General features: G+C 69.5%; 25 protein-coding genes. 9 read left to right on the top strand and 16 right to left on the bottom strand.

Going from position 1 to position 25,747, the window contains the following annotated elements:
- Window position 1: 1 nt before the first annotated feature.
- Window positions 2-226: an amidase family protein gene (locus tag ACSDR0_RS25585; RefSeq protein ID WP_435291433.1), complete on the bottom strand. Its 225-nt coding sequence runs from the start codon at window positions 224-226 to the stop codon at window positions 2-4.
- A gap of 455 nt (window positions 227-681) precedes the next feature.
- On the opposite strand from ACSDR0_RS25585, the gene ACSDR0_RS25580 reads away from it, so the two are divergent.
- Window positions 682-1,506 carry a hypothetical protein gene (locus ACSDR0_RS25580; RefSeq protein ID WP_435291418.1) on the top strand — a complete coding sequence of 275 codons (825 nt, stop codon included), beginning with the start codon at window positions 682-684 and terminating at the stop codon, window positions 1,504-1,506.
- A 170-nt stretch (window positions 1,507-1,676) separates the two neighbouring features.
- Here ACSDR0_RS25580 and ACSDR0_RS25575 read toward each other — a convergent pair whose 3' ends face one another.
- Entirely contained in the window at window positions 1,677-2,759 is a 1,083-nt protein-coding gene (locus tag ACSDR0_RS25575) for an aldo/keto reductase (protein WP_435291417.1), read from the bottom strand.
- 122 nt (window positions 2,760-2,881) lie between these two features.
- Window positions 2,882-3,355, bottom strand: coding sequence for a GNAT family N-acetyltransferase (locus ACSDR0_RS25570; protein WP_435291416.1), 474 nt, complete (start codon window positions 3,353-3,355; stop codon window positions 2,882-2,884).
- A 141-nt stretch (window positions 3,356-3,496) separates the two neighbouring features.
- On the opposite strand from ACSDR0_RS25570, the gene ACSDR0_RS25565 reads away from it, so the two are divergent.
- Window positions 3,497-4,057 carry an isochorismatase family protein gene (locus ACSDR0_RS25565; RefSeq protein ID WP_435291415.1) on the top strand — a complete coding sequence of 187 codons (561 nt, stop codon included), beginning with the start codon at window positions 3,497-3,499 and terminating at the stop codon, window positions 4,055-4,057.
- Window positions 4,058-4,295: 238 nt separating this feature from the next.
- Here the strand turns inward: ACSDR0_RS25565 and ACSDR0_RS25560 are convergent, their stop codons facing one another.
- Window positions 4,296-5,249, bottom strand: a complete 954-nt coding sequence (locus ACSDR0_RS25560; RefSeq protein ID WP_435291414.1) for a superoxide dismutase — start codon at window positions 5,247-5,249, stop codon at window positions 4,296-4,298.
- A gap of 732 nt (window positions 5,250-5,981) precedes the next feature.
- On the opposite strand from ACSDR0_RS25560, the gene ACSDR0_RS25555 reads away from it, so the two are divergent.
- Window positions 5,982-6,470: a CAP family protein gene (locus tag ACSDR0_RS25555; RefSeq protein WP_435291413.1), complete on the top strand. Its 489-nt coding sequence runs from the start codon at window positions 5,982-5,984 to the stop codon at window positions 6,468-6,470.
- Between the two features lie 312 nt (window positions 6,471-6,782).
- Window positions 6,783-7,634 (top strand): DUF72 domain-containing protein, encoded by an 852-nt coding sequence (locus ACSDR0_RS25550; RefSeq protein WP_435291412.1) that lies wholly within the window; start codon window positions 6,783-6,785, stop codon window positions 7,632-7,634.
- A 215-nt stretch (window positions 7,635-7,849) separates the two neighbouring features.
- Here ACSDR0_RS25550 and ACSDR0_RS25545 read toward each other — a convergent pair whose 3' ends face one another.
- From ACSDR0_RS25545 to ACSDR0_RS25535, 3 genes are all read right to left on the bottom strand, one after another.
- Window positions 7,850-9,340, bottom strand: coding sequence for a DHA2 family efflux MFS transporter permease subunit (locus ACSDR0_RS25545; RefSeq protein WP_435291411.1), 1,491 nt, complete (start codon window positions 9,338-9,340; stop codon window positions 7,850-7,852).
- Window positions 9,341-9,413: 73 nt separating this feature from the next.
- A complete protein-coding gene (locus tag ACSDR0_RS25540) occupies window positions 9,414-9,902 on the bottom strand; it encodes a MarR family winged helix-turn-helix transcriptional regulator (protein ID WP_435291410.1) in 489 nt (162 codons plus the stop codon).
- A 179-nt stretch (window positions 9,903-10,081) separates the two neighbouring features.
- Window positions 10,082-10,549 carry an RrF2 family transcriptional regulator gene (locus tag ACSDR0_RS25535; RefSeq protein WP_435291409.1) on the bottom strand — a complete coding sequence of 156 codons (468 nt, stop codon included), beginning with the start codon at window positions 10,547-10,549 and terminating at the stop codon, window positions 10,082-10,084.
- Window positions 10,550-10,910: 361 nt separating this feature from the next.
- Between ACSDR0_RS25535 and ACSDR0_RS25530 the strand changes: the two genes are divergently transcribed.
- Window positions 10,911-12,191, top strand: a complete 1,281-nt coding sequence (locus ACSDR0_RS25530) for an NAD(P)/FAD-dependent oxidoreductase (protein WP_435291408.1) — start codon at window positions 10,911-10,913, stop codon at window positions 12,189-12,191.
- Between the two features lie 66 nt (window positions 12,192-12,257).
- Here the strand turns inward: ACSDR0_RS25530 and ACSDR0_RS25525 are convergent, their stop codons facing one another.
- Window positions 12,258-13,157 carry an aminoglycoside phosphotransferase family protein gene (locus ACSDR0_RS25525; protein ID WP_435291407.1) on the bottom strand — a complete coding sequence of 300 codons (900 nt, stop codon included), beginning with the start codon at window positions 13,155-13,157 and terminating at the stop codon, window positions 12,258-12,260.
- Between the two features lie 291 nt (window positions 13,158-13,448).
- A complete protein-coding gene (locus ACSDR0_RS25520; protein WP_435291406.1) occupies window positions 13,449-14,393 on the bottom strand; it encodes an AraC family transcriptional regulator in 945 nt (314 codons plus the stop codon).
- A 105-nt stretch (window positions 14,394-14,498) separates the two neighbouring features.
- On the opposite strand from ACSDR0_RS25520, the gene ACSDR0_RS25515 reads away from it, so the two are divergent.
- Together ACSDR0_RS25515 and ACSDR0_RS25510 are read left to right on the top strand one after the other, a co-directional pair.
- The gene (locus ACSDR0_RS25515) at window positions 14,499-15,545 is read left to right on the top strand and encodes an aldo/keto reductase (protein ID WP_435291405.1); all 1,047 of its coding nucleotides are present in this window, start codon (window positions 14,499-14,501) and stop codon (window positions 15,543-15,545) included.
- 33 nt (window positions 15,546-15,578) lie between these two features.
- The gene (locus ACSDR0_RS25510) at window positions 15,579-16,544 is read left to right on the top strand and encodes a serine hydrolase domain-containing protein (protein WP_435291404.1); all 966 of its coding nucleotides are present in this window, start codon (window positions 15,579-15,581) and stop codon (window positions 16,542-16,544) included.
- A 98-nt stretch (window positions 16,545-16,642) separates the two neighbouring features.
- Here the strand turns inward: ACSDR0_RS25510 and ACSDR0_RS25505 are convergent, their stop codons facing one another.
- The 5 genes from ACSDR0_RS25505 to ACSDR0_RS25485 form a co-directional block, all read right to left on the bottom strand.
- The gene (locus tag ACSDR0_RS25505) at window positions 16,643-16,888 is read right to left on the bottom strand and encodes a hypothetical protein (protein ID WP_435291403.1); all 246 of its coding nucleotides are present in this window, start codon (window positions 16,886-16,888) and stop codon (window positions 16,643-16,645) included.
- A 147-nt stretch (window positions 16,889-17,035) separates the two neighbouring features.
- Window positions 17,036-17,917 carry a L,D-transpeptidase family protein gene (locus tag ACSDR0_RS25500; protein ID WP_435291402.1) on the bottom strand — a complete coding sequence of 294 codons (882 nt, stop codon included), beginning with the start codon at window positions 17,915-17,917 and terminating at the stop codon, window positions 17,036-17,038.
- Window positions 17,918-18,506: 589 nt separating this feature from the next.
- Window positions 18,507-19,253, bottom strand: a complete 747-nt coding sequence (locus ACSDR0_RS25495) for a DUF6069 family protein (RefSeq protein WP_435291401.1) — start codon at window positions 19,251-19,253, stop codon at window positions 18,507-18,509.
- Between the two features lie 5 nt (window positions 19,254-19,258).
- Window positions 19,259-20,257 carry an RNA polymerase subunit sigma-70 gene (locus ACSDR0_RS25490; RefSeq protein ID WP_435291400.1) on the bottom strand — a complete coding sequence of 333 codons (999 nt, stop codon included), beginning with the start codon at window positions 20,255-20,257 and terminating at the stop codon, window positions 19,259-19,261.
- Between the two features lie 236 nt (window positions 20,258-20,493).
- Entirely contained in the window at window positions 20,494-21,375 is an 882-nt protein-coding gene (locus ACSDR0_RS25485) for a GNAT family N-acetyltransferase (protein WP_435291399.1), read from the bottom strand.
- 405 nt (window positions 21,376-21,780) lie between these two features.
- On the opposite strand from ACSDR0_RS25485, the gene ACSDR0_RS25480 reads away from it, so the two are divergent.
- Together ACSDR0_RS25480 and ACSDR0_RS25475 are read left to right on the top strand one after the other, a co-directional pair.
- Window positions 21,781-22,293 carry a SigE family RNA polymerase sigma factor gene (locus ACSDR0_RS25480; RefSeq protein ID WP_435291398.1) on the top strand — a complete coding sequence of 171 codons (513 nt, stop codon included), beginning with the start codon at window positions 21,781-21,783 and terminating at the stop codon, window positions 22,291-22,293.
- Entirely contained in the window at window positions 22,290-23,519 is a 1,230-nt protein-coding gene (locus tag ACSDR0_RS25475; protein ID WP_435291397.1) for a hypothetical protein, read from the top strand. Before ACSDR0_RS25480 ends, ACSDR0_RS25475 begins: the two co-directional genes overlap by 4 nt.
- A gap of 262 nt (window positions 23,520-23,781) precedes the next feature.
- Here the strand turns inward: ACSDR0_RS25475 and ACSDR0_RS25470 are convergent, their stop codons facing one another.
- Both ACSDR0_RS25470 and ACSDR0_RS25465 read right to left on the bottom strand, forming a co-directional pair.
- Complete coding sequence (locus tag ACSDR0_RS25470; RefSeq protein WP_435291396.1) at window positions 23,782-24,192, bottom strand: Rieske (2Fe-2S) protein; 411 nt, start codon at window positions 24,190-24,192, stop codon at window positions 23,782-23,784.
- Between the two features lie 49 nt (window positions 24,193-24,241).
- Window positions 24,242-25,747, bottom strand: a complete 1,506-nt coding sequence (locus tag ACSDR0_RS25465) for a sensor histidine kinase (protein WP_435291395.1) — start codon at window positions 25,745-25,747, stop codon at window positions 24,242-24,244.

Here is a 25,747-nt window from a genome sequence, read left to right as displayed (position 1 = left end):
CTCAGTGCTTCCCGACGAAGAATCGAGGGGTTCGATCCTTCCAGGGCATGGCCTGTTCCAGTTGGGCGGCGATCCTGAAAAGCAGGTCTTCCCGGCCGTAGGAAGCGATGATCTGCACCCCTATCGGTAGCCCGCTGTCGCTGTGGCCCAGCGGCAGGCTGATCACGGGCTGACCGGAGACGTTGAACACCATGGTGAACGGGCCGTAATCGAAGATCGAGGTCAGCCAGCTCGTCAGGGTGTGACCGGGGTCGTCGTACCGCAGGGTGCCGTGAGGCGCCGGGAGCCGGCTGCGAGCAGCCGGCGGCCATCGTCAGCACGGTGAGCACCCCGAGGGCGGCACGTAACATGCCGGACACCATAGATCTCTCGTCCGACATTGAAGAGGCGATGCCCGGGGACCACTCGGAAGGAGCATGGTCCTCAACGAGGATGGTCGTGGTTCGAGCCGGCCGCGGTGACATCTCTGGGTGAGATACGTGCGGGATGCGCCGCCGACGAGAGAGTCGCTTGCTGGGCCGGCGCCTCCTGCTTTACGGGTGAACGTAGACACGTTGAGCAACTAACTGTGTGGTGAAAAATGGCGCAAGATAGCAGGTGGTGCACTGCCGCACTTTTGTAACTGTTTTACTCTATGATCAGGTTCGACATGTCTGTTTCTCGTCGAGGAGTGAACCATAGATGGAGGAGTGGATCGATGAGCCGATTGTGAGTCCGGTCGTTTCCGAACCGGACCGACAGAAGATCATCGGCATGCCCTTCCTCCTGCGCGGCTCCTCCGACCTTTCCTTACGAACAAGGCGCTTTCTTATCGTCAACGGATCCATCGCCGGAGTGGTCGGAGCCTTTCTGGCCGGTGTGGCCATCCAATCCGATTCGGAATCCGCGGCCTTTGTGTCTGTTCTGGCTTTTATCGTCGCCGGCCTCTTTGGCAACGCTGGACGCCTCAACCGCACCACGCGACTGCAACATCTCTATGGGGACTGCTACATATTTCCAGCGGATCTGGACGAAGACGCTCTAGGTCTGATCCGTCGTGCGCGGAGAGCTATTGAGAGCGTGTCCGCATCCAGAGTGAATCGCTTGGGACTGCTTGACGACATAGCCAACGATGTCGTCCTTCCGGAAAAAATCTGGGACATCGCCTGCCTTCTCCGCACCCAGGCGGCGTTACGGGCGGAGCAGGACGAGGCGATGAGCGAGATGATGACGCCCGAGCTGGCGGCGGTCATCGCCCCGCAGCGGGAAGCCCTGAATCGCTCGGTGGCGGCAGTCACCAAGCAGGTTGTTGAACTCGAAGATTATGCCGATCGCGTCCAGGAGGCCGACGCGGCGCTTCGGGCTCATGAGCTGCTGGAGAGCAACGACAAGTATCGAGACCTCTTGGCTCGGACTGACGATGCCCAGGGCCTCCAGAGTCTCACCGAACACGTCAGTGTTCTCGAAAGCACGCTCGCCAAAAATCTGCGAGACGCGATTGACGCAGGCCAGACATTGGCAACCTAGGGAGGCGTCACCGCAGTATGAATCAATACATGTGCCCTTCCCTCATAACTGGATGATCTGGTTGCCGCAGTCCGCCGCCACCCACATCCGGCCGTCCCCGGCAATCACATGTCGTCTGAGGTTCGACGCCGGGTGAAGAGCGTCGGCCTGCCGCGGGATGTCGCGGAGACTCAGTAGCGGACGCCGCTCTGCGACAGTGGCGGGTACACGGTGGACGTCTCACCGTCGACGGTGGTCCCCGCGAACTGCAGCATCGCCCGCAGCGCGCCGTGCATCGGTGCCGGGTAGTTCAGGGTCGGGGCCGATACCTCGTCCAGCGTGTGGAGGTGTCCGGGGGTGAGCGTCACCTCCAGAGCGGCGAGGTTGTCGTCAAGGTGCTCCACGCGCCGGGCGCCGAGGATGGGCACCACGGTGCCTTCGCGGGCGCGCAGCCAGGCCAGCGACACCGCCGCGGACGTGGTTCCGAGCTCGTCGGCGATGGAGGCGACGGTGTCGATGACCGTGAACTCGTCCTCGCTGGGGCCACCGACGAAGGTGGTGCGGGCGGAGTCGGTGACCTGGGTGTCGCGCCGGTACTTGCCGGACAGGAAGCCGTTCTTCAGCGGGCTCCAGGGAACCAGTGCCATGCCCTGATCGAGCGCGAGCGGGGCGAGTTCGCCCTCGACGGTGCGCGCCAGCAGCGAGTACTCGACCTGCAGCGCGATCAGCGGGGTCCAGCCCCTCAGGAGCGCCATGGTCTGGGCCTGGGCCGTGACCCAGGCCGGCGTGTTGGAGAAGCCGATGTAGCGGATCTTTCCGGCCCGGACCAGATCGTCGAGGGTGCGCAGCGTTTCCTCGATCGGTGTGTGCCGGTCCCAGTTGTGCAGCCAGTACAGGTCCAGGTAGTCGGTGCGCATGCGGCGCAGGCTCTCTTCGAGCTGGGCGACGATCGACGAGCGGCCCGCGCCGCCACCGTTGGGATCGCCGGGGAAGAGGTTGGTGAAGAACTTCGACGCCAGCACCACATGCCGGCGCCGTCCGGGACGGGCGGCGAAGAAGTCGCCAAGGATCTTCTCCGAGTGGCCATTGGTGTAGAAGTTCGAGGTGTCGATGAAGTTCCCGCCGCGGTCCAGGTAGGTCGTCAGGATCTTCTCCGACTCCTCGACACTGCACCCGGCGCCTCCGGGATCCTCTCCGAAGGTCATCGCGCCAAGGGCGAACGGGCTGACCCGCAACCCCGATCGGCCGAGGGTGACGTAGTGATCGAGTGGCATGAATATGGCTCCAGCGTGTGTCGGGATGGTCATCCCATCGAAGCGCGAGCCACGTGGTCCGTGGTAGACCGATCCGCGCTGGGTCTTGCACGATCCTCCCGACTTCGCCGCGCTGCTCGCCGTTACGAGAGGTGCGTCAGATCCAGCACCCCGACCGTCTCGCCTTCACTCTTCTCTCCTGTGAGCTGGAATCCGAGCTTCCGGTAGAAGTCCTCGGGCCCGCCCTCTCCCGGCTCCCACGTGACGTACATCCGCGTGCCGCCGCGGCGCCTGAGCTCGGCGGCCACCGATTCGACGGCGAAGCGGCCGATGCCGCGCCCCTGTGCGTCGGGTATCACGTTGAGGCGCCACAGGCCGGATCGGAAGTCGACCCCCTCACCGTTCCAGTCGATGTCGAGGAAGGCCATGAGGAAGCCCACGGGAAGATCGCCGTCGAGGATGAGGCGCGGCCAGGCCACCTTCGGGTGGACGTAGGCCTCGGCCAGCGACTTCACCACCGGCGAGACGAAGCGCTCCTGGTCGGGACGGACTTTCACCGCGATGGCGGCCTCGATGTTGGCGGGGGTGATGGGGGCGAGCCGGAGGTTTCGCGTCATACGAGAACCATATGAGTTGGATCATGTACGGCCCGTGCGGTCGGAGCCCCGCCTGCGCGGGGGTGACCCGGGAGCACCTTTTGTCGGTGGCCGTGTCTACCGTGGGTGGGCACAGGAGGCCGGCGTGAGTAAGGGGAGACCATGACCACACTTGAGGGCCGGCCGAACACCGCGCTCCTCGTCGTCGACGTGCAGAACGGTGTCGTCGAGGGGGCTCACGAGCGCGACGTGGTCGTCGCGAACATCGGCGGTCTTGTCGAGAGGGCTCGGCGGGAGGGAGTCCCCGTCGTCTGGGTCCAGCACTCGGACGAGGAGCTCGTGAAGGGGAGCGACAACTGGCGGATCGTCCCGGAGCTGACCCCGGACGACGCCGAGCCGCTTGTCGGGAAGAACTACGGTGACTCCTTCGAGGACACCACCCTGGAGACCGTGCTGTCGGGCCTCGGCGCCGGGCGACTCGTCCTCGTCGGAGCGCAGACCGACGTGTGCGTCCGCTCGACGCTCCACGGAGCGTTCGTCAGGGGGTACGACGTGATCCTTGTCAGCGACGCCCACACCACGGAGGACCAGACGGCATGGGGGGCGCCGCCGCCGGACCAGGTCATCGCGCACACGAACCTGTACTGGACCCACCAGGCGGCGCCGGGGCGGACGGCCGGGACGGTCGAGACCAAGGACGTCGACTTCGGCGGCACATCCTGAAGGACGGCACATCCTGAAGGACGGCACACCCTGAAAGCGGCACACCCTGAAGGGCGACAGGGTCCGAAAAAGGAGCACGCGAGACGCCGGACGAGCACACCCGCGGCACGGCGGAACCCCCGGGTCCCGCGGGCGGGAAACTCACCGGCGGGGACCCGGGATCAATGGACGTACGAAAGCGTGCCTGCCGATCGGCGGTGACCGAGCGTGAAAAGAACGACGAGCATGGAAAGAGCGGTCACTGACGTTTGACGGCCACCACGTTGTACGGGGTCGTCGGGGTGGGGGGCGTGGTGAAGCGGGCGTTGGGGAGATAGAGGCGGTCGCGGAAGGAGGCGACGGTGGTGGGGACGTCGAAGCGGCCGTCCACGAGTTTGCGGACCACCTTCCCGGATGTGGCGTCGCGGCTGAGGGAGAGGGAGGTCAAGGTGTTCAGGCGGTTCTGCACGACGTAGAGGGTGCGGCCCTCCAGCAGCAGGCCGTCACCGTTGGCCAGTGACTCGGTGCCGATGTCCACCAGGGTGGCGACGCCGGTCGAGGGGTCGACGCGGAACAGCTTGCCGGTGTTGGACTGGACGACGAGCAGGGCCCTGCGGTCGGGGGTCTGGGCGATGCCGTTGGCGTTGTTGCCGGTCGTGTAGACGATGTCCCCGCTCAGCGGCACCTTCACCGCCTCGTCCGGCAGCGCTCCCCCGCGCCCGAACGGCAGCTTGTACAGCACGGGGTTGGCCGAGTCGGTGAAGTACGCCGCGTCCCGGGTGAGCACGACGTCGTTGACGAACGCGGTGCCGGTGGCGAGCTGGTAGCTCGCGAGTACCTTGCCGCTCCGGGTGTCGATCACGCGGGCGTTGCCGCCGGTGCCGCCGGCGACGAACAGCCTGTCGCGCGTGTCGACCTTGAGGCCGAGCGACGGGGTGCCCGGTCCCGGATTGATGATCCGGCCCTGGCCTGTGCGCAGGTCGGCCCGGTAGATCGCGCCGGTCCCGCGCGAGCCGAAGTACGCGGCCTGGTTCGGGCCGATGGCGATCCCCTCGGGCTGGAAGCCGTCCGGGAGGGAGAATTCGGTGGGGTAGGCCGGTTTTTCGAAGGAGGTCGTGGACGCGTCGGCCCCGGATCCGGTCTCGGCCGCCACTGCGGGCGGGGCTCCCACGAGTACGGCCAGGAACCCTGCTACGAGAAATGTCACCTTCATCGAGGAACATCCCATCTGTCGCGAGTGCGATGGTCTACCGAAATGCCCGCCTGGGCATGGATTCAACGTATGACGATCGGTTGTAGTGCTCCCGTAAAGCGCGTCCGTCTGGCCGACGGCCGGTGCGGCTCCGGTGCGGGCGCCGTTCACGGAGCGGGTCTCGTCCAGATGAGGGAGCGGCGCCGGAGCGGGTGGCGGCGAGTCGGCCGGTCGTGAACGCCGTGGTCCGCCGAGGCCGGATACGCCGCACCCGTTGAGCCGGGTGATCGGCGATTCGCGCGAGAAACCCGCGGTTCCGGGCCGTTTCTTACGGTCCGTCTCCCCGATGCGAGGAGCCCTGGGGACGAGGGAGGGTTCTGCGATGAGAGGAGCCCTGGGGACGAGAGAATTCTGCCGTCCTCCTGCCCATTTTGTTGGCATCGTACGCTCTATCCGCGGCAGCGGTGACGGCCTTTTCGTGGAGCGCCGCCGATACGGACCACAGGGATACGCCGATTCGTTACACCCGCTTCTCCGGGCGCTTTATTCACCGTGCGTCACCTCCAAGGCGTATCCGAGAGGGCAATAGCGTCTTTATTGTTGACCGAATCGATTCGGATATCCCTATAAACTCCTCCGAGTGGATCGGTCCTTGCCGAATGGAATGCGCGCGGTAAAGGATTGGGCGAGAAATCCACGGTCATCAGGGACCGTGGTTCGGCCGGCGCCCACGGCGCTGTTTGGGGACCTCTCATGCCAGCGACTCGCCCCGCATTTCCCGACAGCACGACGCCTGAGTTTCAGGCCGAAGCGCTCGCGGAGGCCAATGCCTTCCGGGCCAAACACCACGCGCCGCCCCTGGTCCTGGACCCCGAGCTCAACGCGTACGCCCAGTCGCGAGCCGTTTCCCGTTCCGAGCAGGAGGAACTCCACGCCGGTCACACCGGTCTGCGCCAGGGGACGGGCGAGAACATCTTCTGGGGTGGCGGTTCCGAAGCCCTGCCGGGATCGGACGCGGTCAAGAGCTGGTACAGCGAGATCGACGCCTACGACTTCGCCGCGGCCCGGTTCAGTGGCGCCAGCGGCCACTTCACGCAGCTCGTCTGGAAGGGCAGCACGAAGGTCGGTATCGGGCGGGCGTCGGGCCAGGGAAGCGACTACTTCGAAACGTACATCGTCTTCGTCTTCGAGCCCCCGGGAAACATGGAAGGCGATTTCGCGGAGAACGTTCTTCCCGCCTGAGACGTCCGAACCGTTTGAACTGACCGAACCGCCTGAATTTTCCGAACTTCCCGAACGAGCGCCTCCCGGTTAATCCGGAGCAAACCAAGGTGTCGGTGTCGCCCATGCAGTACCCGGGGTGGCACCGGCACCGTTGCGGCGCCCTTAACCGGTAATTCCTTCGTTTGAAAAGGCGCGACATATCGCCCTTTCCCTATCGGTGCCGCCGGGCCGCGGAGGGCTTCACCCTCGCCGAGGGTCACGTCCAGCGGGATGTTCGGCCTGAGGGGTTCCCGGTTCGTTCTCCCGCGGTCCTTGGATAGCGTCGAGGTCATGCGGCTTCATGTGGGATGCGCGATGTGGACTCTCAAGTCATGGCAGGGGCGTTTCCTGCCTCATCCGCTCCCTCCCGGGGAGCGCCTGCGGTCCTACGCGACCTGGTGCAACGCGGTGGAGGGCAACACGACGTTCTACGCGACACCGGCGAGGAGCACGGTGGAGTCGTGGGCGCGGCAGACCGCCCCGGACTTCCGCCTGGTGGTCAAGCTGCCCAAGACGATCACGCACGAGGGCCGTCTCACCGGCGTCGACGAGGAGGTCCGATCGTTCCTGGAGACGATCGAGCCGCTGGGACCGCGTGCCCACGCCCTCTGGATCCAGCTGCCGGGGTCGTTCGCTCCGACCGACCTCGGCACCCTGGCCGGGTTTCTCCGCAGGCTCCCCCGGTCGCACAGGTACGCCGTCGAAGTCCGCCACCGCGCGTTCTTCGACGACGAGCGATCCGTGCGGCTTCTCGAAGGGGTGCTCGCCGGCGTCGGGGCCGAGTGGGTGCCCTTCGACACCACCACCCTCTTCCGGAGTCCTCCGACCAGCGACACCGAACGAGAGGCGTGGTCGAAGAAACCGCGCATGCCGCGCCGGTCGGTCGCCCTCACCGATCGTCCGATCGTCCGCTACCTCGGCCGGGACGACACGGCGAGCACGATCGAGGGCTGGCGGCACTGGATCGGCACGGTCACCGAGTGGCTGCGCGAGGGCCGCTCGCCGACCGTGTTCATCCACACCCCCGACAACGCCGAAGCGCCGATGCTCGCCCGTCGTTTTCACGACGACGTCCGGGCCCGGCTGCCGGGGATCGAGCCACTGCCCGAGCCCATGCCCACCGAGCCGCTGACACTCTTCTGACCGCGGCGCCTCCCGTCGGCGGCCGGGATCCTCGGGGAGGTACGGGCGGAGGTGGCCCCGCGGAAGAGGGTGATCATCGGGGGGCCGCATCCCGGGTCGTTCTCGTACGTGGCGGTGAGTTCGATCATCCGCGCCGCGTGTGGCCGGGCCGGACCGGGCCGAGCCGATCGCGGCGGTGGTCAGGTGGCTTCAAGCCGGGCCGGTCGCGGCGGTGGTCAGGTGGTTTCGGGCTGGGCCGTCGGCGTGGCGGGGGTCGCGTCCAGGGGGCCGGTGTCCGGCCTGGGCTGCCGCAGCACGATGAGCGCGACGGTGAAGGCGGCCAGGAGCAGGGCGGCGGCGATGCCGAAGGCCAGGTGGTAGCCGTCGGTCAGCGCGACCGCCCCGGACTCTCCCGCGGACAGCAGTTCCTCGGTGCGCCAGGCGGCCAGCGTGGACAGTACCGCGACGCCGACGGCCATGCCGATCTGCTGGGTGGTGTTGAACAGCCCGGACGCCAGGCCCGCGTCGTCGGCCCTGGCGCCGGACATGCCGAGCGTGGTCAGTGCCGGAAGCACCAGCCCGCCACCCGCGATGAGCAGCATCACCGGGAGCAGGTCGGTGACGTAGTTCGCGTCCACCGGTACGCGGGTGAGCCAGCCCATCGCCCCGAACAGGAGCACCAGACCGGTCAGCAGGACGGCGCGCTCACCGAAGCGGGTGTTGAGCCGGGCGGAGAGGAACAGGGACACGCCGCCGATGGCCACCGCCGCGGGAAGCATCGCCAGGCCGGTGTCGAGCGCGCCGTAGCCGAGGACCTTCTGCATGTAGAGCGCGACGAGGATCTGGAAGGCGAACATGGCCGACAGCGTCAGGATCTGGACCAGGTTGGCGCCCGATACGTTGCGCGAGCGGAAGATCCGCAGCGGCATCAGCGGGGTCCTGGTGGTCGCCTGGCGGATGACGAACGCGACCAGCAGAGCGAGTGACACCGCGCCGAGGCCCAGGGTGTGCGCCGCGAGCCAGCCGTACTCCTCGATCTTGATCACGGTGTAGATGCCCAGCATCAGGCCGCCGGTGACCAGCACGGCGCCGATGACGTCGGCCCCGGCGGCGAGCCCGATCCCGCGCTCGCCGGGCAGTGCCCAGATCGCCAGCGCGATCGTGGCCAGCCCGATCGGCAGGTTGATGAAGAAGATCCAGTGCCAGCTGAGCGCGTCGGTGAGGACCCCGCCCAGGACCTGGCCGATCGAGGCCCCGGCGGCACCGGTGAAGCTGAAGACGCCGATCGCCTTCGCGCGTTCCCCGGGTTCGGCGAACAGCGTGACCAGGATGCCCAGCACGACCGCGGAGGCCATGGCGCTGCCGACGCCCTGCAGGAACCGGGCGGTGATCAGCATGCCGGGCCCGGTGGCCATTCCGGCCAGCAGCGACGCGGCGGTGAAGACCACGTTCCCCGCCAGGAACATGGTCTTGCGGCCGATGAGGTCGCCGAGCCGACCGGCCAGGAGGAGCAGCCCGCCGAAGGCGATCAGGTAGGCGTTGACGGTCCAGCTGAGCTCGGCGGGCGAGAAGCCCAGATCCGCCTGGATGGCCGGCATCGCCACGGTCACGATGCTGCCGTCCAGGATCGTCATCAACATCGCGGCGGACAGCACGATGAGCGCCAGCCAGCGCGACGGGGAGGTGCCGGTGCGGGGTGATCGAGGGGAGTGTGCGGTGTGCGGCATGGCCGTCTCCTGTTCGAAGGGGAACAGTAACGACCGTAGCAGATAGTTTTGTTGTAGACGATCCTCTATGGATTTACTTTGTGCGCTGCCGTGCCCGCCTGATCCCCTGCGGCGCCTCGGTGGGGGTGGCCAGATGTCCCGTCACCAGGCGGTTCATGGCCCGGACGAGCACCTCGGCCTCGTCTTCGGGCAGCGCGCCCAGTGCTGCCCGGTGCACGCCGTCGGCGATCTCCTGGCTCCGGCGCGCGACCTTCGCGCCCTTCTCGGTGACCGCGATGATCCGGGCGCGCCGATCCGTGCTGGACGGGCGGCGCTCGGCGAGCCCCGCCTTCTCCAGGGCGTCGACCGTGACCACCATCGTGGTCTTGTCCATGTCGCCCAGCTCGGCGAGCTGGATCTGCGTGCGCTCCTCCTCCAGGGCGTGGACCAGCACGCAGTGCATGCGTGCTGTCAGCCCGATCTCGGCGAGCGCCGCCGCCATCCGGGTTCTCAGGACATGGCCGGCGTGGTCCAGCAGGAACGACAGATCCGGCTCGGTACGGGCAGGTGCCATGGCGGTCATGTTCTCCACCATAGCCAACCGGTACCGTTCTGGATTATCTACAAGCGGAAGCACTTGGCGGGCCCCGGAGCCTGCCCGATTCGTCCGTGGCGTGGCCACCGCCGGGTCATCCGAGCGGTGCGACGGTTGACCCCGCGTTCGTTCATGGCCCCCGCGTTCGTTCGCGGCCCCGCGTGCGCTCAGTTGAACGCGGAGCGTATGACGCGCCCGACCGCGGGGGTGTGGTCCAGCTCCGCTCTGATGTCCGCGAGGGTCTGGGCGGCCAGGGCCTGATGGAACGCCTCTTCCGCACGACGCATGGCCGTCTTGACGGGGCATGCGCCATCAGGTGGCGGTGAGAGCTCGCCGATCTTGCCGCAGCAACGGATCTCGGCGCAGTGAAAGAGGCGTGTGTCACCCTCGATGGCTTCGACCACATCGAGGAGTGTGATGTCGCTGAGTGGCCTGGCCAGGCGGAAGCCTCCGCGCGGCCCGGGGACGGAGGTCAGGAGCCCCGCTCTGGAGAGTTGCTGCAGTTGCTTGATCAGGTAGGGGGCCGGCAGTCCGTGAGCCTCGGCGAGCTGGCCGCTGCCCACGGGGCCACCGCCGATCATGTCCAGGTTGAGGAGTGTATGGAGGGCCCACTCGACACCCTTAGCCATTCTCATAACGTGGACATTACATGTCCCGGACTGGGCCGGGGAGGGCTGGTCGGGCGTCGCCCCCGCTGCCCAGCCGAGCCGGTCGAGCCGTCGACCCGCCGTCCGGCCGAGCCGGTCGAGCCCTCGGTCCCGCCACCCGGCCGAGCCCGTCGACCCTGCTGCCCGACCGGGCCGCCGACCCCGCTCCCGCGTGGCATTCCACCGATCTCGTAAATCTTGACATTAAATATCCAGGATATGTAATGTCCGGGTTGGGCGGCGCAGGCCGCGGTCCACGAGCCGGGAACCTGTCCCGGCGACCGCAGCGGGAACGCGCCCCATCGCCCCGGCGGCGACTTCCGTACCTGCCGTTCGAAAAGGAGAAGCCATGAAGGACATCCTGGTCATCGGTGGTGGTTTCGCCGGTGTGTGGAGCGCGGCAGGAGCCGTTCGCGCCGCGCGTGCGACCGGAGGCGCCGGCGAGGAGTTGCGGGTGACCCTGGTCAGCGGTGGCGACGACCTGGTCATACGCCCGCGTCTGTACGAGGAGGACCCGGAGACCATGCGAGTGCCTCTGGATCGCGTTCTCGGCCCGATCGGCGTACGCCGCCTCACCGCGACCGTGACCGGCATCGACACCGAGGCCCGTACCGTACGTGCCGTCGGGCGGGAAGGCACCGAACTGACCCTGTCCTACGACAGGCTCGTGCTGGCGACCGGCAGCCAGCTGGTACGCCCCACCTTCCCCGGTGCGGAGCACGTCTTCGACATCGACACCCTGCCCGCGGCGGCCGCGCTCGACCACCACCTGCGGCGGCTGCCCCGGCGGGAGCCCTCCGACGGCAGGTACACGGCCGTCGTGGTGGGCGCGGGCTTCACCGGCCTGGAGATCGCCACCGTCCTGGGGGAGCGGATGCGGGCGATCGCCGACGGGCAGGACGCCGGCGAGGCGGTGCGGATCGTTCTTGTCGACCGCGCCGAGGTGCTCGGCCCGGAGCTCGGCCCGGGACCTCGCCCGCACATCGACAGCGCGATCGACGAGCTGAAGATCGAACGGCGTCTGGGCTACACCGTGTCGTCGGCGACCTCCAAGGAGGTCGTTCTCTCGGACGGCGAGATCATCCCCGCGGAGACCGTCATATGGACGGCCGGCATGGCCGCGAGTCCCCTCACGGCCCAGATCCCAGGGGAGCGTGACCGGCTGGGACGGCTGAGCGTCGACACGTACATGCGGGTGAGCGGGGTCCCTGACGTGTACGCGGCCGGTGACACCGCGGTGGCCGCCGCGGAGGACGGGCACCACACGATACAGAGCTGCCAGCACGCCCAGCCGATGGGAAAGTGCGCCGGATACAACGCGGCGGCCGAACTCCTCGGAGCCGCCCCCCTGCCTTTCACCTCCGACCCCTACAGCAACGCCCTGGACCTGGGATCCGCCGGCGCCGTTCTCACGAACGGGTGGGAGCGCACGGTCATGGCGACCGGACCCGAGGCCAAGAGCATGAAGCAGAACATCAACACGATGTGGATCTACCCCGCGGTCGACGACCCGGAGCAGATTCTCACCCAGGCGGGCCGCCTTCTCAACTCCTCGACGGCCGACGAGCGAGCCCTCGCCGCGACCCGCGAGCCGGAGCCCGCCGTCACGGCCCAGGCGCTGAAAGCCTGACCGAAGACGCCCTCGCCCCGGAAAGCGGAGCGAGGGCGTCTCGCGGGCGCCCGTACGCGGATCTCGTCAGGTGGCGTTCTCGTGGTCGGTGAGGACCTCGCGGATCGTGTGCCGCGCGTTCGCCGCGAACACCGGATTCGTGTCCCTGTAGTACGGGAGTGCGATGAGCGCGATGGACAGGGCCCGGCCGCGTCCGCGGGCCCAGGTCGCGTCGTCCACCCGCAGGGCCGTGCGGAAGTCGTCGCGCACCTCGGCCGGGAGAAGGTTCCACGCGACGATCAGGTCGCAGGCGGGGTCTCCCACGCCCGCGCTGCCGAAGTCGATGACGGCGCCGAGCCGTCCCCGGACGAGCAGCAGGTTCCCGGGCATCAGGTCGGAGTGGATCCAGACGGGCGGGCCCGCCCACCCGGGAGTTTCGAGGGCGGCCTCCCACGCCGCGGTCGCCGCGCCGGTGTCGATCGTCCCGCGCAGCTCACCGATCGCGGTGCGCGTCGGAGCGTCCAGCGTCTCCAGCGGCCCGCCCCGGTAGGCGGGCGGCCCGTCCGGGAGGTCGATCCGGCGGAACGCGGCGACGAACGCCGCCAGATCCCTCGCCAGCGGGCCCGGCTCGGTCAGGCGACCGGCGGACGGGCTCTCACCGTCGAGCCAGCGGTAGACCGACCAGGGCAGCGGGTACCCCTCGGCGGGCCTCCCCGCGCCGAGCGGCACGGGAACGGGCACCGGGAGCAGCGGAGCGAGCCTCGGCAGCCACCGCAGGTCCTTCTCGACCTGCGCCGCGGAACCGGTCCTGCGGGGCAGGCGCACGGCCATGTCGTCGCCGAGCCGGTATATGGCGTTGTCGGTGCCGGAGGAGTCGAACGGCTCGACGGGAAGGTCCGCCCAGCGCGGGAACTGCGTGGCGACCAGTCGGCGTACGAGAGGGACGTCGTGCTCCATCTCATCCGCATGCATCCTGCCGGCGCGCATGAGCACCTTCCTGACCCGGGGTGGGACCACCGCATGACACCGGCGACGCGACGGGGCCGAAGGACCGTGCCACGCCTCCCGTCGTACGCCGGCCGACGTTCATCGGACCGGTTTCCGGACGTGCCTGTCAACTCATATACCGATGGAAACGCGCTCTCGCCCGGCGTTCGGCGGCGGTGCGGCCTCCCCTGGGAACCGGTCGGCGCGGTGGCCTCGTGCCCGCCGCCGGTGGGTACCCGCGAGGCGGCCGGAGAGGCGTGACCCGGCCACCGGCGCGCCGCTCGCCGGCCGTCATTCGTGGACGGGAGGGGCGGACGGCGGGGGCGGCCGCATGGTCCGGTACCGGGCGGGCGGCTGGCCGGTGACGCGTTTGAAAGCGTTGCTGAAGGCGCTTTCCGAGGCGTATCCCCACTCGGCGGCCACCGACGCGACCGTGCGGCCACCGGCGCGCAACGTCTCGGCCGCCGACCGGATGCGCCAGTGCAGCAGGTAGTCCAGCGGCGGCAGCCCGACGAGGGTCTTGAAGCGCAGGGCGAAGCTGGAGCGGGACATGTCCACCTCGGCGGCGAGGTCGGCGACCGTCCAGCGACGGGTGGCCTGCTGGTGCATCAGGGTGAGCGCGGCGCCGATCTGCGGGTCGTTCAGCGCCCCCAGCCAGCCCGGGACGTTCTCCTCACCGGCGAGGTGGGCGCGCAGGGCCTGGACGAAGAGGATCTGGGTCAGGTGCTCGATCATCACCGTCGCCCCGAGCGGCTCGGCGGCGGTCTCGTGGGTCAGCATCCCCAGCACCGGCCGCAGGGTCCGAGCCGGATCGCTGTCGGCGGGGATGCGCACGGCCGGGGGCAGGCAGTCGAGCAGCAGCGTCGCGGTCATGTCGTCCAGGGTGATGCTGCCTCCGACGATCACGGTCGGCTCCGCGTCCGACGCGTCGCCGTACCGCACGTTCGTGATGTTGGGAGCACGAAGGTAGACGGCGTGTCCGTCCTCCGGTTCGATGTCCAGGTCACTGGCGACCTCGTACGGCCGCCCGCCCGTGAGCAGGTAGCAGTCGCCCGCCGACAGCCGCAGGGCGGGCATGCCGTCGATGGTGAGCCAGCAGGCACCGGACACGATCGCGCCGATCTTGATGTGCCGGTAGCTCCGGAAGCGCAGCGCCCATCGGCCACCGGCCTCGAAGCGCGAGGAGAGGGCGCTGCCGACGTTCAGCAGGGTCAGGACATCGGACAGGGGGTCCATGGCGGCTCCGGACGATCTCGCATACATATCGGACTCTTTCTTATGGATTGTCCAGATAGTCAGTTATAGCGTTCCAACGCCCCCTCATCTGGAAGGAGTAGGACGATGAAATACGCACAGCTCGGTAGCACCGGAGTCTTCGTCTCCAGCATCTCGCTGGGAGCGATGAGCTTCGGCGGGCGCGGTTCCCAGGTCTGGGAGGCGGTCGGCGCGCTGGATGTGAAGGACACGGACCACCTGGTGGGTACCGCGCTCGATCACGGGGTGAACCTCATCGACACCGCCGACGTGTACGGCGGTGGAGAGTCGGAGGAGCTCCTCGGCCAGGTGCTCGGGGCACGCCGCCGCGACGTGGTGCTGGCCACCAAGATGACCGCGCGGATGGCGGCCGGCCCCAACGACGTCGGCCAGTCCCGGCTGCACATCATGCGGTCGCTGGAGGACAGCCTGCGCAGGCTCCGTACCGACCACATCGACCTCTACCAGATTCACAACATCGACCCGATCACTCCCTTCGAGGAGTCCCTGGCCGCCCTCGACGACGCCGTGCACCAGGGGAAGATCCGCTACATCGGCGCCTCGAACCTGACCGCCTGGCAGGCGATGAAGGCCCTGGGCGTCTCCGAGCGGCGGGGGTGGGCGCGGTTCGCCTCCCTGCAGGCCCAGTACTCGCTCGCGGCACGTGACATCGAACGCGAGATCCTCCCCCTGCTCCAGGACCAGAGGCTCGGCCTGCTGGTCTGGAGCCCGCTGGCCGCCGGTCTGCTGTCCGGGAAGTTCGACCGCACCGGCACGAGCGACGGCGGTGCCCGTCGCAACCGGTTCGAGTTCCCGCCGGTGAACCTGGAGCGCGCCTACGACGTCATCGACGTGCTGCGCGAGGTGGCGGCCCGCCACGAGGTCGGCGTGGCCCGCGTCGCGCTCGCCTGGGTGCTCTCGCGACCCGGCGTGAGCAGCGTCATCATCGGCGCCAAGCGCCCGGAGCAGCTCGCCGAGAACCTCGCCGCCGTCGAGCTGGAGCTCACCGGGCAGGACCTCGCCGAGCTGGACGCCGCCAGCGCGCTCCCGGTCGAGTACCCCGGCTGGATCCAGGCCGACCACTCCGACCGCTTCCCCAGGCAAGGTGCGTGGGAGTTCTCCCCGCGGGGTTGACCCCGGCACGGTGGCAGGGCGTAGAACAGGATCATGAACAGCGACACTCTCGCCGACCGTCTCGCCCTCGGCGTGGAGCAGGGCCGGCTGCCCGACCTCCACGCCGTGGTCGCCGCCCGCCACGGCCGGGTGATCCTTGAGCACTACGGCGAGGGCGAGGATTTCAGGCTGAACGAGCCGCTCGGCCGGGTGCGCTTCACGCCCGACACGCTCCACGACGTCCGCTCGATCACCAAGAGCGTCGTCGGCCTCCTGTACGGCATCGCCCTGGCCGACGGCCGGGTGCCGGAGCCGCGCGAGCCGCTGCTACGACACTTTCCCGAGTATCCGGACCTCGCCGGGGATCCCCGGCGAGCCGCGCTGACGGTCGAGCACGCGCTCACCATGACGCTCGGCCTGGAGTGGGACGAGAGCGCCCCCTACACGAGCGCGGCCAACAGCGAGATCGCGATGGAGCTGGCCCCCGACCGCTACCGCTACATCCTGGGGCAGCGGATCGTGGAGGAGCCCGGCAACCGATGGTCCTACTGCGGCGGCGCCGCGGCGCTGGTGGCGCGGCTCATCGAGAAGGGCACCGGACGGGCGGTGGAGGACTACGCGCGCGCCAGGTTGTTCGAGCCGCTGGGGATCACCCGCTTCGAGTGGTCGACCGGCGAGGACGGGGTGGCCCTGGCCGCCTCCGGGCTGAGGCTCACCCCTCGCGACCTTCTCGCGATCGGGCGGCTCGTGCTCGACGGGGGTGGCGGCGTCGTCCCCTCGTCCTGGCTGAGGACGGCGCTGCACCCGCACGTGCGGATCGACGAGGGGCGCCACTACGGCTACCAGTGGTACTCGGGCGACACGTGGACGGGCGGGTTCGGCAACGGCGGCCAGCGGATCCACGTGGCGCCCGCACTGGACCTGGTGGTCGCCGTCACCGCGGGGCAGTACGACAGGCCCGACCAGTCGACCGCCTCGGTCGTGCTCGACGAGGTGATCCTGGAGGGGATCAGATCCTGAACCGCGTCCGCGGGCGGCATCGACCGCCGGATGCCGCCCACATCCCGGCGCCTCCGGCACCTCCGATGCCTCCGGCGTCGGAACGCGCGGTTGTACGGCTACGAATTCTTCGCCCGTGGCCGCTGCGCGACCGTGTTCCTGACGAACCACAGGACGCTCTGATGAATCGCCACCCCGGCGGAGACGTTGAGCACTCCCAGCGCGGCCGCCATCATCAGTGACCCGTCGAGCCCGATCGCGTCGCCCGCCAGGAGCACGGCGGGCCAGAACACGGCGGCGGCGAGGAGAGAGGCCCGCCACCAGCGCCCGAAGACCAGGCCGAACAGGATCATGGTTGGTATCACGATTCACGCCCTTCGGAATGATCTGCCGACATCTTCATCATGACCTCGCGGCACCGGTTCTAAGCCCGCCGGATCGGTTCGATCGCCGTACCGGCCGGGATTCCGTGGCGGGAGGGCCGCTTTTCGGCTCGGGCGCGTCCCCACGGCTCACCGGCGTCTTCCGGCGTGATCGCCGGTGGTGCGCCCGGGGCGCGAGGAGTGTCCGTACGAGCGGTGAGGGGCTTCGGGAGGTCGTGCCTTGGGAATGCGCGAGCGTCGTTCCGCGCGAGCCTTCGGGCGACGGTCGGCGGGAGCCTCCGGGCGGCGGACGTATACGGGAACGCCCGGCTGAAGGAACCGGTAGAGGTCGAGGGCGTTGTGCAGCGGGACCCTGACGCACCCGTGGGACGCGGGGTAGCGGGGGACGAGGGTGGAACCGTGGATGGCGATGCCGCCGTTGAAGTAGACGGGGTAGAACATCGCCCCCAGAATCCCCGTGGACCAGCCGGTGACCCGCACTCCCACCCGGTAGTCACCGATCGGGGTCGCGGCGAACCCGCAGTGGCCCTTCTCGCAGTACGGCCTGCGGGCACCGGTCGAGATGTGGGTCACCAGCACGGGTTTCCCGCCCCTCCACGCCGTGAGGAGCTGGCGCCGTAGATCGATCTCGGCCCTTTCCCGCTCCCCGTACGTCACCAGGGGCCTGACGCGACGGGGATGCAGGAGGGCCTGCCAGGTCGGCGCGTCGATTCTGTCGACGGGCTTCAACCCGTTGGCCTTCTGGAAGGCCCACACGGCCATTCGCAGAGCGGAATCGTACGTGGGGCTGAGATTTCCCGGGGAGAAACCCAAATCTTTGAGTCTTTTCTTCGCGTTGTGTACTTCGATTCCCCTGCTGCCTGTTCTGAGGGTCGTGAATTGATCCGGAAGGGGGACGTGCCTGGAGTCGGGGGCGGGGTCGGCCACGGCGTGCGAGACGCTGAAGGGGAGGGTCGTGACCAGGGCGAAGACGGTGCTGGTGATCAGGGAGTGTTGAACTGTGCTTCGCATGTGTGACGTCTATCCGCCGACAGACGCGATCAATCCTGTAATGTCACTTGCCAGAGAGTGACACTTATACATCCGCGTACGATCCGAGAACCGTCGCGGAGAGTTTACTCAAAAGAATATGCGCATATTTCCAGACGGCGTTATACGGCGATATCAATAACTGGGCCTTTTTCGACCTCCCCCGTCACGAACAGCGCTCCCCGCCCCGCCGGCTACGGCGTGGCGGCCTCCGGCACGCGTAGGTGTCAGGGCTCAGCTGCGAGCGCGTCCTGGCGCGGCCTGAGCCTGACGTCGACCCGAGAGGGTCAGATCCCGGCTCAAGCCGCCGCGCAGGAGCGGAATCCACGTGGGAGGCGCGTGACGGCGGGGTCGGTCAGGGTGAACGCGTCCGGGGCACCCGGTGCGCCCCAACCGAAGCGGATGGCGTTTGGTCTTCATCTCGCAAGGTGCCCTGTGCTTCTTCGCACACGCGACTCAGCTTCCGAATTGACCAGGAAAAGGAACCTGGAATGGAGGGGGGCAGCACCGGGGGTCACGTTGGTGCGCTCGCGCACGCCCTTGCGCCGCGCGTTGTCCCGTTGCGGGATCGTCAATCGGTCCGGGTGCGGAGGCTCCGCGCCAGGGCGGGGATCATCACCGCCGCAGGGACGAGGTGCAGCCCGAGGAGGGCGGTGGTGGTGGCGGTGTTCGCCCCGGAGAGGAGAGGCGGGACCAGCGAGATCGCGGTCAGCGACACCGCCGTCCACACGAATCGCTTGGCGGGGCGAGCGCTCCAACGAAGAAGAGCGACGGCGATGACGATGCCCACGACCGAGAAGAAGCCGGTCACGACGGCGAACCCGGGCAACGGGATCGTCTCGCCACCGTCGGGGACCTCGAAGTCGACGCCGACGGCCTGGGCAAGCGCAGCGGCGAGGGTGGTGGCCACCATCGCCGCGAGCGTGGCAACGAAGCCGGTGCCGGCGAGCCCGCGGAGTCGGTGGGTGTGGCTGGTCCGGCCCGATGCCGGGCCTGTGACGACCCCGGTGTCATTCATGCTGTTCATGTCATCCTTCATCATTCGGTGACTGGCGTAGGGGTGTGTTGACTGGCATGTGACGGTCCTGGCCCCGGGGGTGACGATGCGCACCCTCGCCGTGCGACGGCCGGGGTTCCGCAGGGCGCGGACGCCGGTGCCGTGGAGCCAGAACCCGGCGTCGCGTCCGAGGACCGGCCCGGGCTCGCCGTCGCGTAGCTCCAGCTGCACCCGCCCGCGGGTGACGACGCCGAACGCGTCGCACCACTCGGCCGCGACCACCGCGACACGCGTGCCACCTCGCAGCGCGAGCGTCCGCACCGGGACTACTCCGTGCCGTCCGCCGGCAGGCGCTCCGGCAGCCCGAGCCGCGGGAACCGGTCGTCGTGGAACGTGACGATCTCGGTGATCACCCCGCCGGTGACGCGCAGGACGTCGATCGTCAGCGGCAGGTACGCACCCTCCTGCTTCCGCCAGAGGTAGAAGGCGACGGCGGGCTGCCGGTTCACGGAGGTGAGGACGGCGCGCAGGTGCTTCATGTCCTCGAAGCCGCTCTCGACCCAGTCGTTCACCACCGCGTCGCGGCCGACGTACAGGCCCGGCGTGGGCGGCATCGAGCAGCGGACGTCGTCCCGCAGCAGTGCGGTGAGCTTGTCGACGTCCGTGGCCACGCTGGCGTCGGTATAGCGGCGCACCAGCTCGCGCGTCCCGGCGTCCTCCTCGCCGCCGGTCCAGTCCTGCCGTTCGGCGGGCAGGTGCTCCCGCATGCCGGCGCGGGCCCGCTGCAGCGCGCTGTTCACGGAGTTGACGGAGTCTCCGAGGAGCTCCGCGACGTCCTTCGCCGGCCAGCCGAGCACGTCCCGCAGGATCAGCACGGCCCGCGGGCGCGGCGCGAGGTGCTGGACCGCGACCAGGTACGCCAGCTCGATCGTCTCCCGCGCGACGGCGACGGCCTCCGGCTCGTCCGCGTCGCCCGCGGGCAGCTCGTCGAGCAGCCGGTCCGGGTAGGGCTGCAGCCACAGCACCTCGCCGCCGGTCGCAGGCTCCGGGCGGCACTTGGCGAGCAGGTCCAGGCAGGCGTTGGTGGCGATCCGGTACAGCCAGGCCCGGAACGTCGACCGCCCCTCGAAGGTCTCCCGCCGCTGCCAGGCACGGAGGAACGTCTCCTGCACGGTGTCCTCGGCGTCCTCGAACGACCCGAGCATCCGGTAGCAGTGCACGTGCAGCTCCCGCCGGTGCCGCTCCGCCAGCCCCGAGAACGCCGGCTCGTCGACCTCGCCCAGCCCGCTCACGCCCAGCTCCTCCAGCCGCGTGTCCGCACTCATCACGTCATCCTTCCGCCTCGTCGTGTCCCGTCATAGGTATGACGGGTGCGGGCGCGACAACTCATCACCAGGGTCGGTCGGCATGGCTGATCCAGTGACGGATCCGGTGGCCGAGCACGACGCGCGGTACGGCGAGGAGGGCGCGGGTCCGCCGGAGTGGGCGCGGGTGCGCGACCGCCTGGCTCGTGCCGGGGTCGCCTGGTTCACGATGACGCGTTGGGCGTGCTCGACGGGGCTCAACGGGGACGCGAGTGGCGGGCCGTCCGGTCGCGGGCGCGGAAGCCGAGCGCCTCGTACAACCGGGCGGGCACCGGATATCCCGCGTCCCCCCGGGGGCGGACGATCGCGGTGACCGCTCCGGCCTCCCCGAGCCGACGCAGCGCGTGCAGGCAGGCCGCGCGGGCCAGCCCCATCCGCCGGAAGTCCGGGTGCGTGCCGACCGGCTCCATCTCCCCGACGCCGTTGGCGTCGTCCAGCCAGATCAGGCAGTACGACACCACGCGGCCGTCCGGGGCCTCGACGACGCAGTCCAGCTCGCGCCGGTAGGGCCACGCGCCCATGACGTTGCGGTAGCTCTCCTCGGTGACCGAGGAGGGGGCGAACGCCGACCGGTGCACGGCCACCCGCGCGGGCACGTCCTCCTCGCCGCGCACGTGGCGCGCGACGAAGCCGGGCGGCAGCTCCGGTTCCGGCAGGTCGCGCAGGTCGCGTGACATGTGCAGCAGGAAGGGCGCGTCCGCGGGCTCCCGCCGGTAACCGTGCCGGGACAGGGTCGCGGCGAGCCGCTGCCCGCCCTCCAGGATGGTCACCCCCAGCTCGTCGCCGGTGGCCACGCCGCGGAACCAGTCGAGCACCTCGTCCGCCAGTTCGGGACGCTCCGGATGCGTGAACAGCTCCAGCTCGCCCGGAGGCATCGCCCATCCCCACGCCAGGGTGTCACCGTCGCGCTCCCACAACGCCGTCGGCCACTCCGCCTCCCGCCCCACGTGCTGGAACCTGCTCCAGGCGAGGCCTCCGATGTGCGGCCGGACGGTGGGACCCCAGGTCGCCCGTACGACTTCCTGCATCTTGCGCAGGTCGGCGGGGCCGGAGTAGGGGCGCATGGTGATGTCGCTCATCGGTCTCGCGTCCTTCCCGTGGCGGTTCCACGGACCGGCCTGGCCCGCACGGCCGGGTCCGGACCCGCCGACCCGCTGGACTGCCGAACGGACGGACCGCCGCACCGCATATTCTTTCGCCGCCCTCCTTCGGACGCATCCGGATATCTACCCTCTCCCCGGGACGAACACGGTCCGTCGCGACCTTCTCACCGCCGCGCGAAGCGCATTGATTCACGTGAAACCTTCGCCGATGTCCCAGGAAGGCTGTCCGGCCCTCCCCGTGCCCGCGAGTCTCCCCGCTCCTATGAACCGGCCCCCGTACGAACCGGTTGCGTACGACTCCGTGCTGATTCGTGCGGCGAGGAGACATAGTGGCGCCCACCGTGGAGCGTCTTAGGGGGTAACCGCAGAGTGGAGGTGATCGTGGACGCCGCAGAGGAGCGACGTTTCCGCGAGTTCGTCTCGGCGCGATCGCCCGCGCTGATGCGCCTGGCCTTCCTGCTGACCGGAGGTGACCAGCACGCGGCGGAGGACCTGCTGCAGACCGCGCTGGCCAGGACGGTCGCCAGGTGGAGCCGGGTGGAGACGCCCGAGGCGTACGTCAGGCAGGCCATGTACCGCCAGCAGGTGTCATGGTGGCGGAAGCGCGGGGAGACCGTGGTCGCCGAGCCGCCGGAGGGAACGGTGGCCGACGGCACGCACGGCGCGGACCTGCGCATCGTCATGCGCAGGGCGCTGGCCCGGCTCACCCCCCGGCAGCGGGCGGTGCTGGTGCTGCGCTACTACGAGGACCTGCCGGAGGCGGAGGTGGCCGGAATCCTCGGCTGCTCGGTCGGCACGGTCCGAAGCACCGCTCACCGTTCCCTGGCACGGCTGCGCGTCCTGGCGCCGGAGCTGCGGGAGCCGTACACGATTTTCGGGGAGGTGGCGACGTGACCATCGACGAGCTGGTGAGGCAGACCCTCAGGGAGTGGTCGGCGGAGGCGGACGTACCGCCTGGGGATCTGGCGGGGGTCGCGCTCCGGCGGCGGCGCAGGAGCCGGTTGCGGACGTTCGCGGTGGTCGCGGGGGCGACCGCGACCGTTATCGCGGCGGCGGTCGCCGTCCCGGCCCTGGTCCGGGGGGAGGCGCCGCTCGGGAACGACGAGCCGGCCATCGCGGTCGTCGCCGAGCCCGATCCGTCCAGGGAGACCGTCGCCGATCCGGACTCCTCGCCGCCGAAGACCCTGGTGGCCGCGGGCGAGGTGGCGGCCTACTCCTACTACACCTGGAAGGAGGAGAAGGTCTCCGCGGATCGGCAGGTCAGGAAGCTGACCTGGAGCCGCTACGACAGGGACAAGGGCGTCTACGAGCCAACCCCGTGGGCGTGGCTCGACGTCGCCAGGGGTGGCGAGGCGGCCGCGTTCCTGGAGGAGGTTCCCGCGCCACGGGTGGGGGTGCTCACCGGGCGCGGTGCGGAGGTTCGCTGGATCGCCCTGGAGCGTCCCGCCTCGGCCGTCCGCTGGTCGCCGGACGCGACCCGGCTGCTGCTCACGAACTACTCCGCCAACCCCGACGAGTCCTACATCCCCGAGGACAACAGCCAGATGGGCATGCCGCCGAGCCGCGTCGGCTTCACCATCGTCGACCTGGACAGCGGCCGGTCCGATTTCCGCGCGGTGGCTTTGGATCCGGACTCACCGCCCAATTCCCGTAACGACTTCCGGTGGAGCGACGACGGCGCCCTGGTCTGGGAGAACACCTCCACCATCCCGGTGAGCAAGAAGTACTACGACCTGGAGGGCAGGGCGCGACCGGCCCCTTCCAAGGAGGCCGAGACGTTCCAGCTGGCCGGGCTCTCACCGGGCGGCACGCGGCTGGCCGTCGACAGCCCCGACCGGAGCGCGGTCGTCGGGATCCGGGACCTGGCCACCGGCAAGACCGTCCCACTCACCCCGGTCTCCGGCTACTGGATCGAGCAGGCCGAGGTGTGGGCGGACGACGAGCGCCTGGTCGTCTGGGCCTGCGAGCAGGAGGGCGCCGACGGTTGCGTGGGTGGCGAGTTCCGCAACCGGCTGCTCCTCGTCGGCCTGAACGGCGGGGAGGGCGTCCCTCTCAGCGGCTTCCGGAAGAACAGCCAGCGAGAGGGCGAATCCTGGGTCCCCGTCTTCACGGCTCGCTGACCCCGCTCCACTCGCGGGCCGCTCACATGGCGAACGTCATGAGAGCGGCCCGCGAGCCGCTCGGACCCGCACCGACCGCTCGCGTGGCGGGTGTCACGAGGGCGGACCACATGCTCGCATGGCGGGTGTCATGAGAGCGGACCGCATGAACTCGCTTGCGTGGCGGGTGTCATGAGAGCGGACCGCGCGAGCCGCTCGACGCGACGGGTGTCACGAACGTCACGAGAGCGGTCCGCGCGGAGTCCGGGTGAGTGGCGGTCGGTCAGCTCAGCCGGATGACGCCCTTGGAAACCTTGATCTTCTTGCGGGCCAGCGGCCGCCTGGCGGGACCCTTGGCCACCGAGCCGTCGGCGATCCGGAATCTGCTGCCGTGGCAGGCGCAGTTGATGGTCCCGCCGCGGATGGTGGAGACAGGGCAGCCCTGGTGCGTGCACTTCGCGCTGAAGGCACGGAAGGTGCCCTTGACCGGCTGGGTGACCACCCATTTGCCGTTGATGATCCGGCCGCCGCCGACGGGAATGCTCTTGGTCTTGGCGAGTATGGGGCCGGCGGCCTCCTCGCTCTCTTCGGAAGCCTCGGCGGGGCGTACCCATGCGGTGGCCGACGCGATCACGGCGGCGGCACCGCCCGCGAGACCTCGGAAGATCATAAAGCGGCGGGTGGGGGCTGGCATGGCGGGCCTCCTGGAAGTGAAGGGATCCGTGAGAGATCACGTGTGTGGTTCATATCACAGGAAAACGAGCCTGTAGCCACGCTTCGCGATCTTTCCCCGCGACGCGCAGGCCGCCACCGTGCCGTACCGCGATGTCCCTGGCGATGGCCAGCCCGAGACCCGCACCGCCCGCGTCCCTGTCCCTTGCCTCGTCCAGCCGGGTGAACCGGTCGAAGACCGCCTCGTGGTGCTCGGCGGGGATGCCCGGCCCGTCGTCTCGCACGTCGAGCACCGCCTCGCCGCCGTCCGTGGCCAGCCGGACGATGACCGCGGAACTCGCGTGGCGTACGGCGTTGTCCACCAGATTGGCCACCAGGCGGCGCAGCTGCCCGGCGGAGCCCAGGACCACGGTGTCGGCCTCCACCTCCAGCGTTACCCTGATCTCCGGCCTGGGCCGAGACCTGGCCGCCTCCTCGGCGGTCACCTGGCCGAGGTCCACCTCCTCGTGACAGATGGGCTCACCGGCGTCCAGGCGGGCGAGCAGGAGGAGGTCGGAGGTGAGCGCCTGGATCCGCTCCACGTCGGTCAGCGCCTCGGCCGCCAGCGGTCCCGGCCGGGCCAGCTCCAGGCGGGTCCGCAGGATGGCCAGCGGGCTGCGGAGCTCGTGGGCCGCGTCGGCGACGAAGCGCTTGTGCCGGCTGACGGCCAGTTCGAGGCGGTCGAGCGTACGGTTCATGGTCTCGGCGAGGCGGGCGATCTCGTCGCGCGACCTGGGTACGGGAACCCGCCGGTGCAGGTCGCTGGCGGTGATGTCGGCCATCTCGGCGCGGATGGCCGAGACCGGTGCCAGCGCCCGGCCGACGGCGAGCCAGGTCAGGGCGGCGACCAGCAGGAGCAGCGCGGGAATGCCGGGAAGCAGCAGGCCGCGCAGGGCCGCCAGGGCGTCCCCCGTGGGCTCCAGCGATGCCCTGGCCTGCACGAACAGCGTGCCGTTCGCGGTGTCCACCGGCATCGTGGCGAGGGCGAAGGAGTCACCCGGCGCCCATCGTGCCATGTCGTCCGGCGCGGGCGCCGCCTCGACCGCCGTGCCCTTCACGGCCACCGCCGCGGGTGACGCCACGCCCTTCTCGCCGGACGACGGGACGGTGACCGGGGCCGGGGCCGGGCCGGGGAGCGTCGGAGCCGGTCGTACCGAGCGTGTGAAGATCTTGACGTCGGGGTCGAGGAGGGCCGGCTCCGTGTGCCGGACGGCCTCGGTCCGCCCTCCGGTGACGGTCACCACGGTGACCGACGGAGCGTCGATCGTCTCCGTGGTGAGCTCCGCGACACCGGTCCGCGCGACGTCGATCGCCGGAACGCCGAGCGTCACCGTGCCGCCCGGAAGCACGTCGGCGGTCGCGCCTGCGAGAACGTCGGCGGTCACGCCGGCGCGGCGGGTGGCCTCGTCGGAGGCGCTCCGCGTCAGGCTTCCCGTCAGCACGCCGACGAGCACCGCCGACGCCACGGCCAGCGCGACCGCGACGATGGCGGTGGCCGCGAGGGTCGCCCGGAGTCGTACCGACAGGCGCGACGCCAT

Origin of the sequence: Streptosporangium sp. G11, from assembly GCF_051192615.1 — a bacterium.
Classification (GTDB): domain Bacteria; phylum Actinomycetota; class Actinomycetes; order Streptosporangiales; family Streptosporangiaceae; genus Streptosporangium.
The sequence above is the reverse complement of the archived record's forward strand: the minus strand, read 5'-3'. Positions and strand labels throughout refer to the sequence as shown.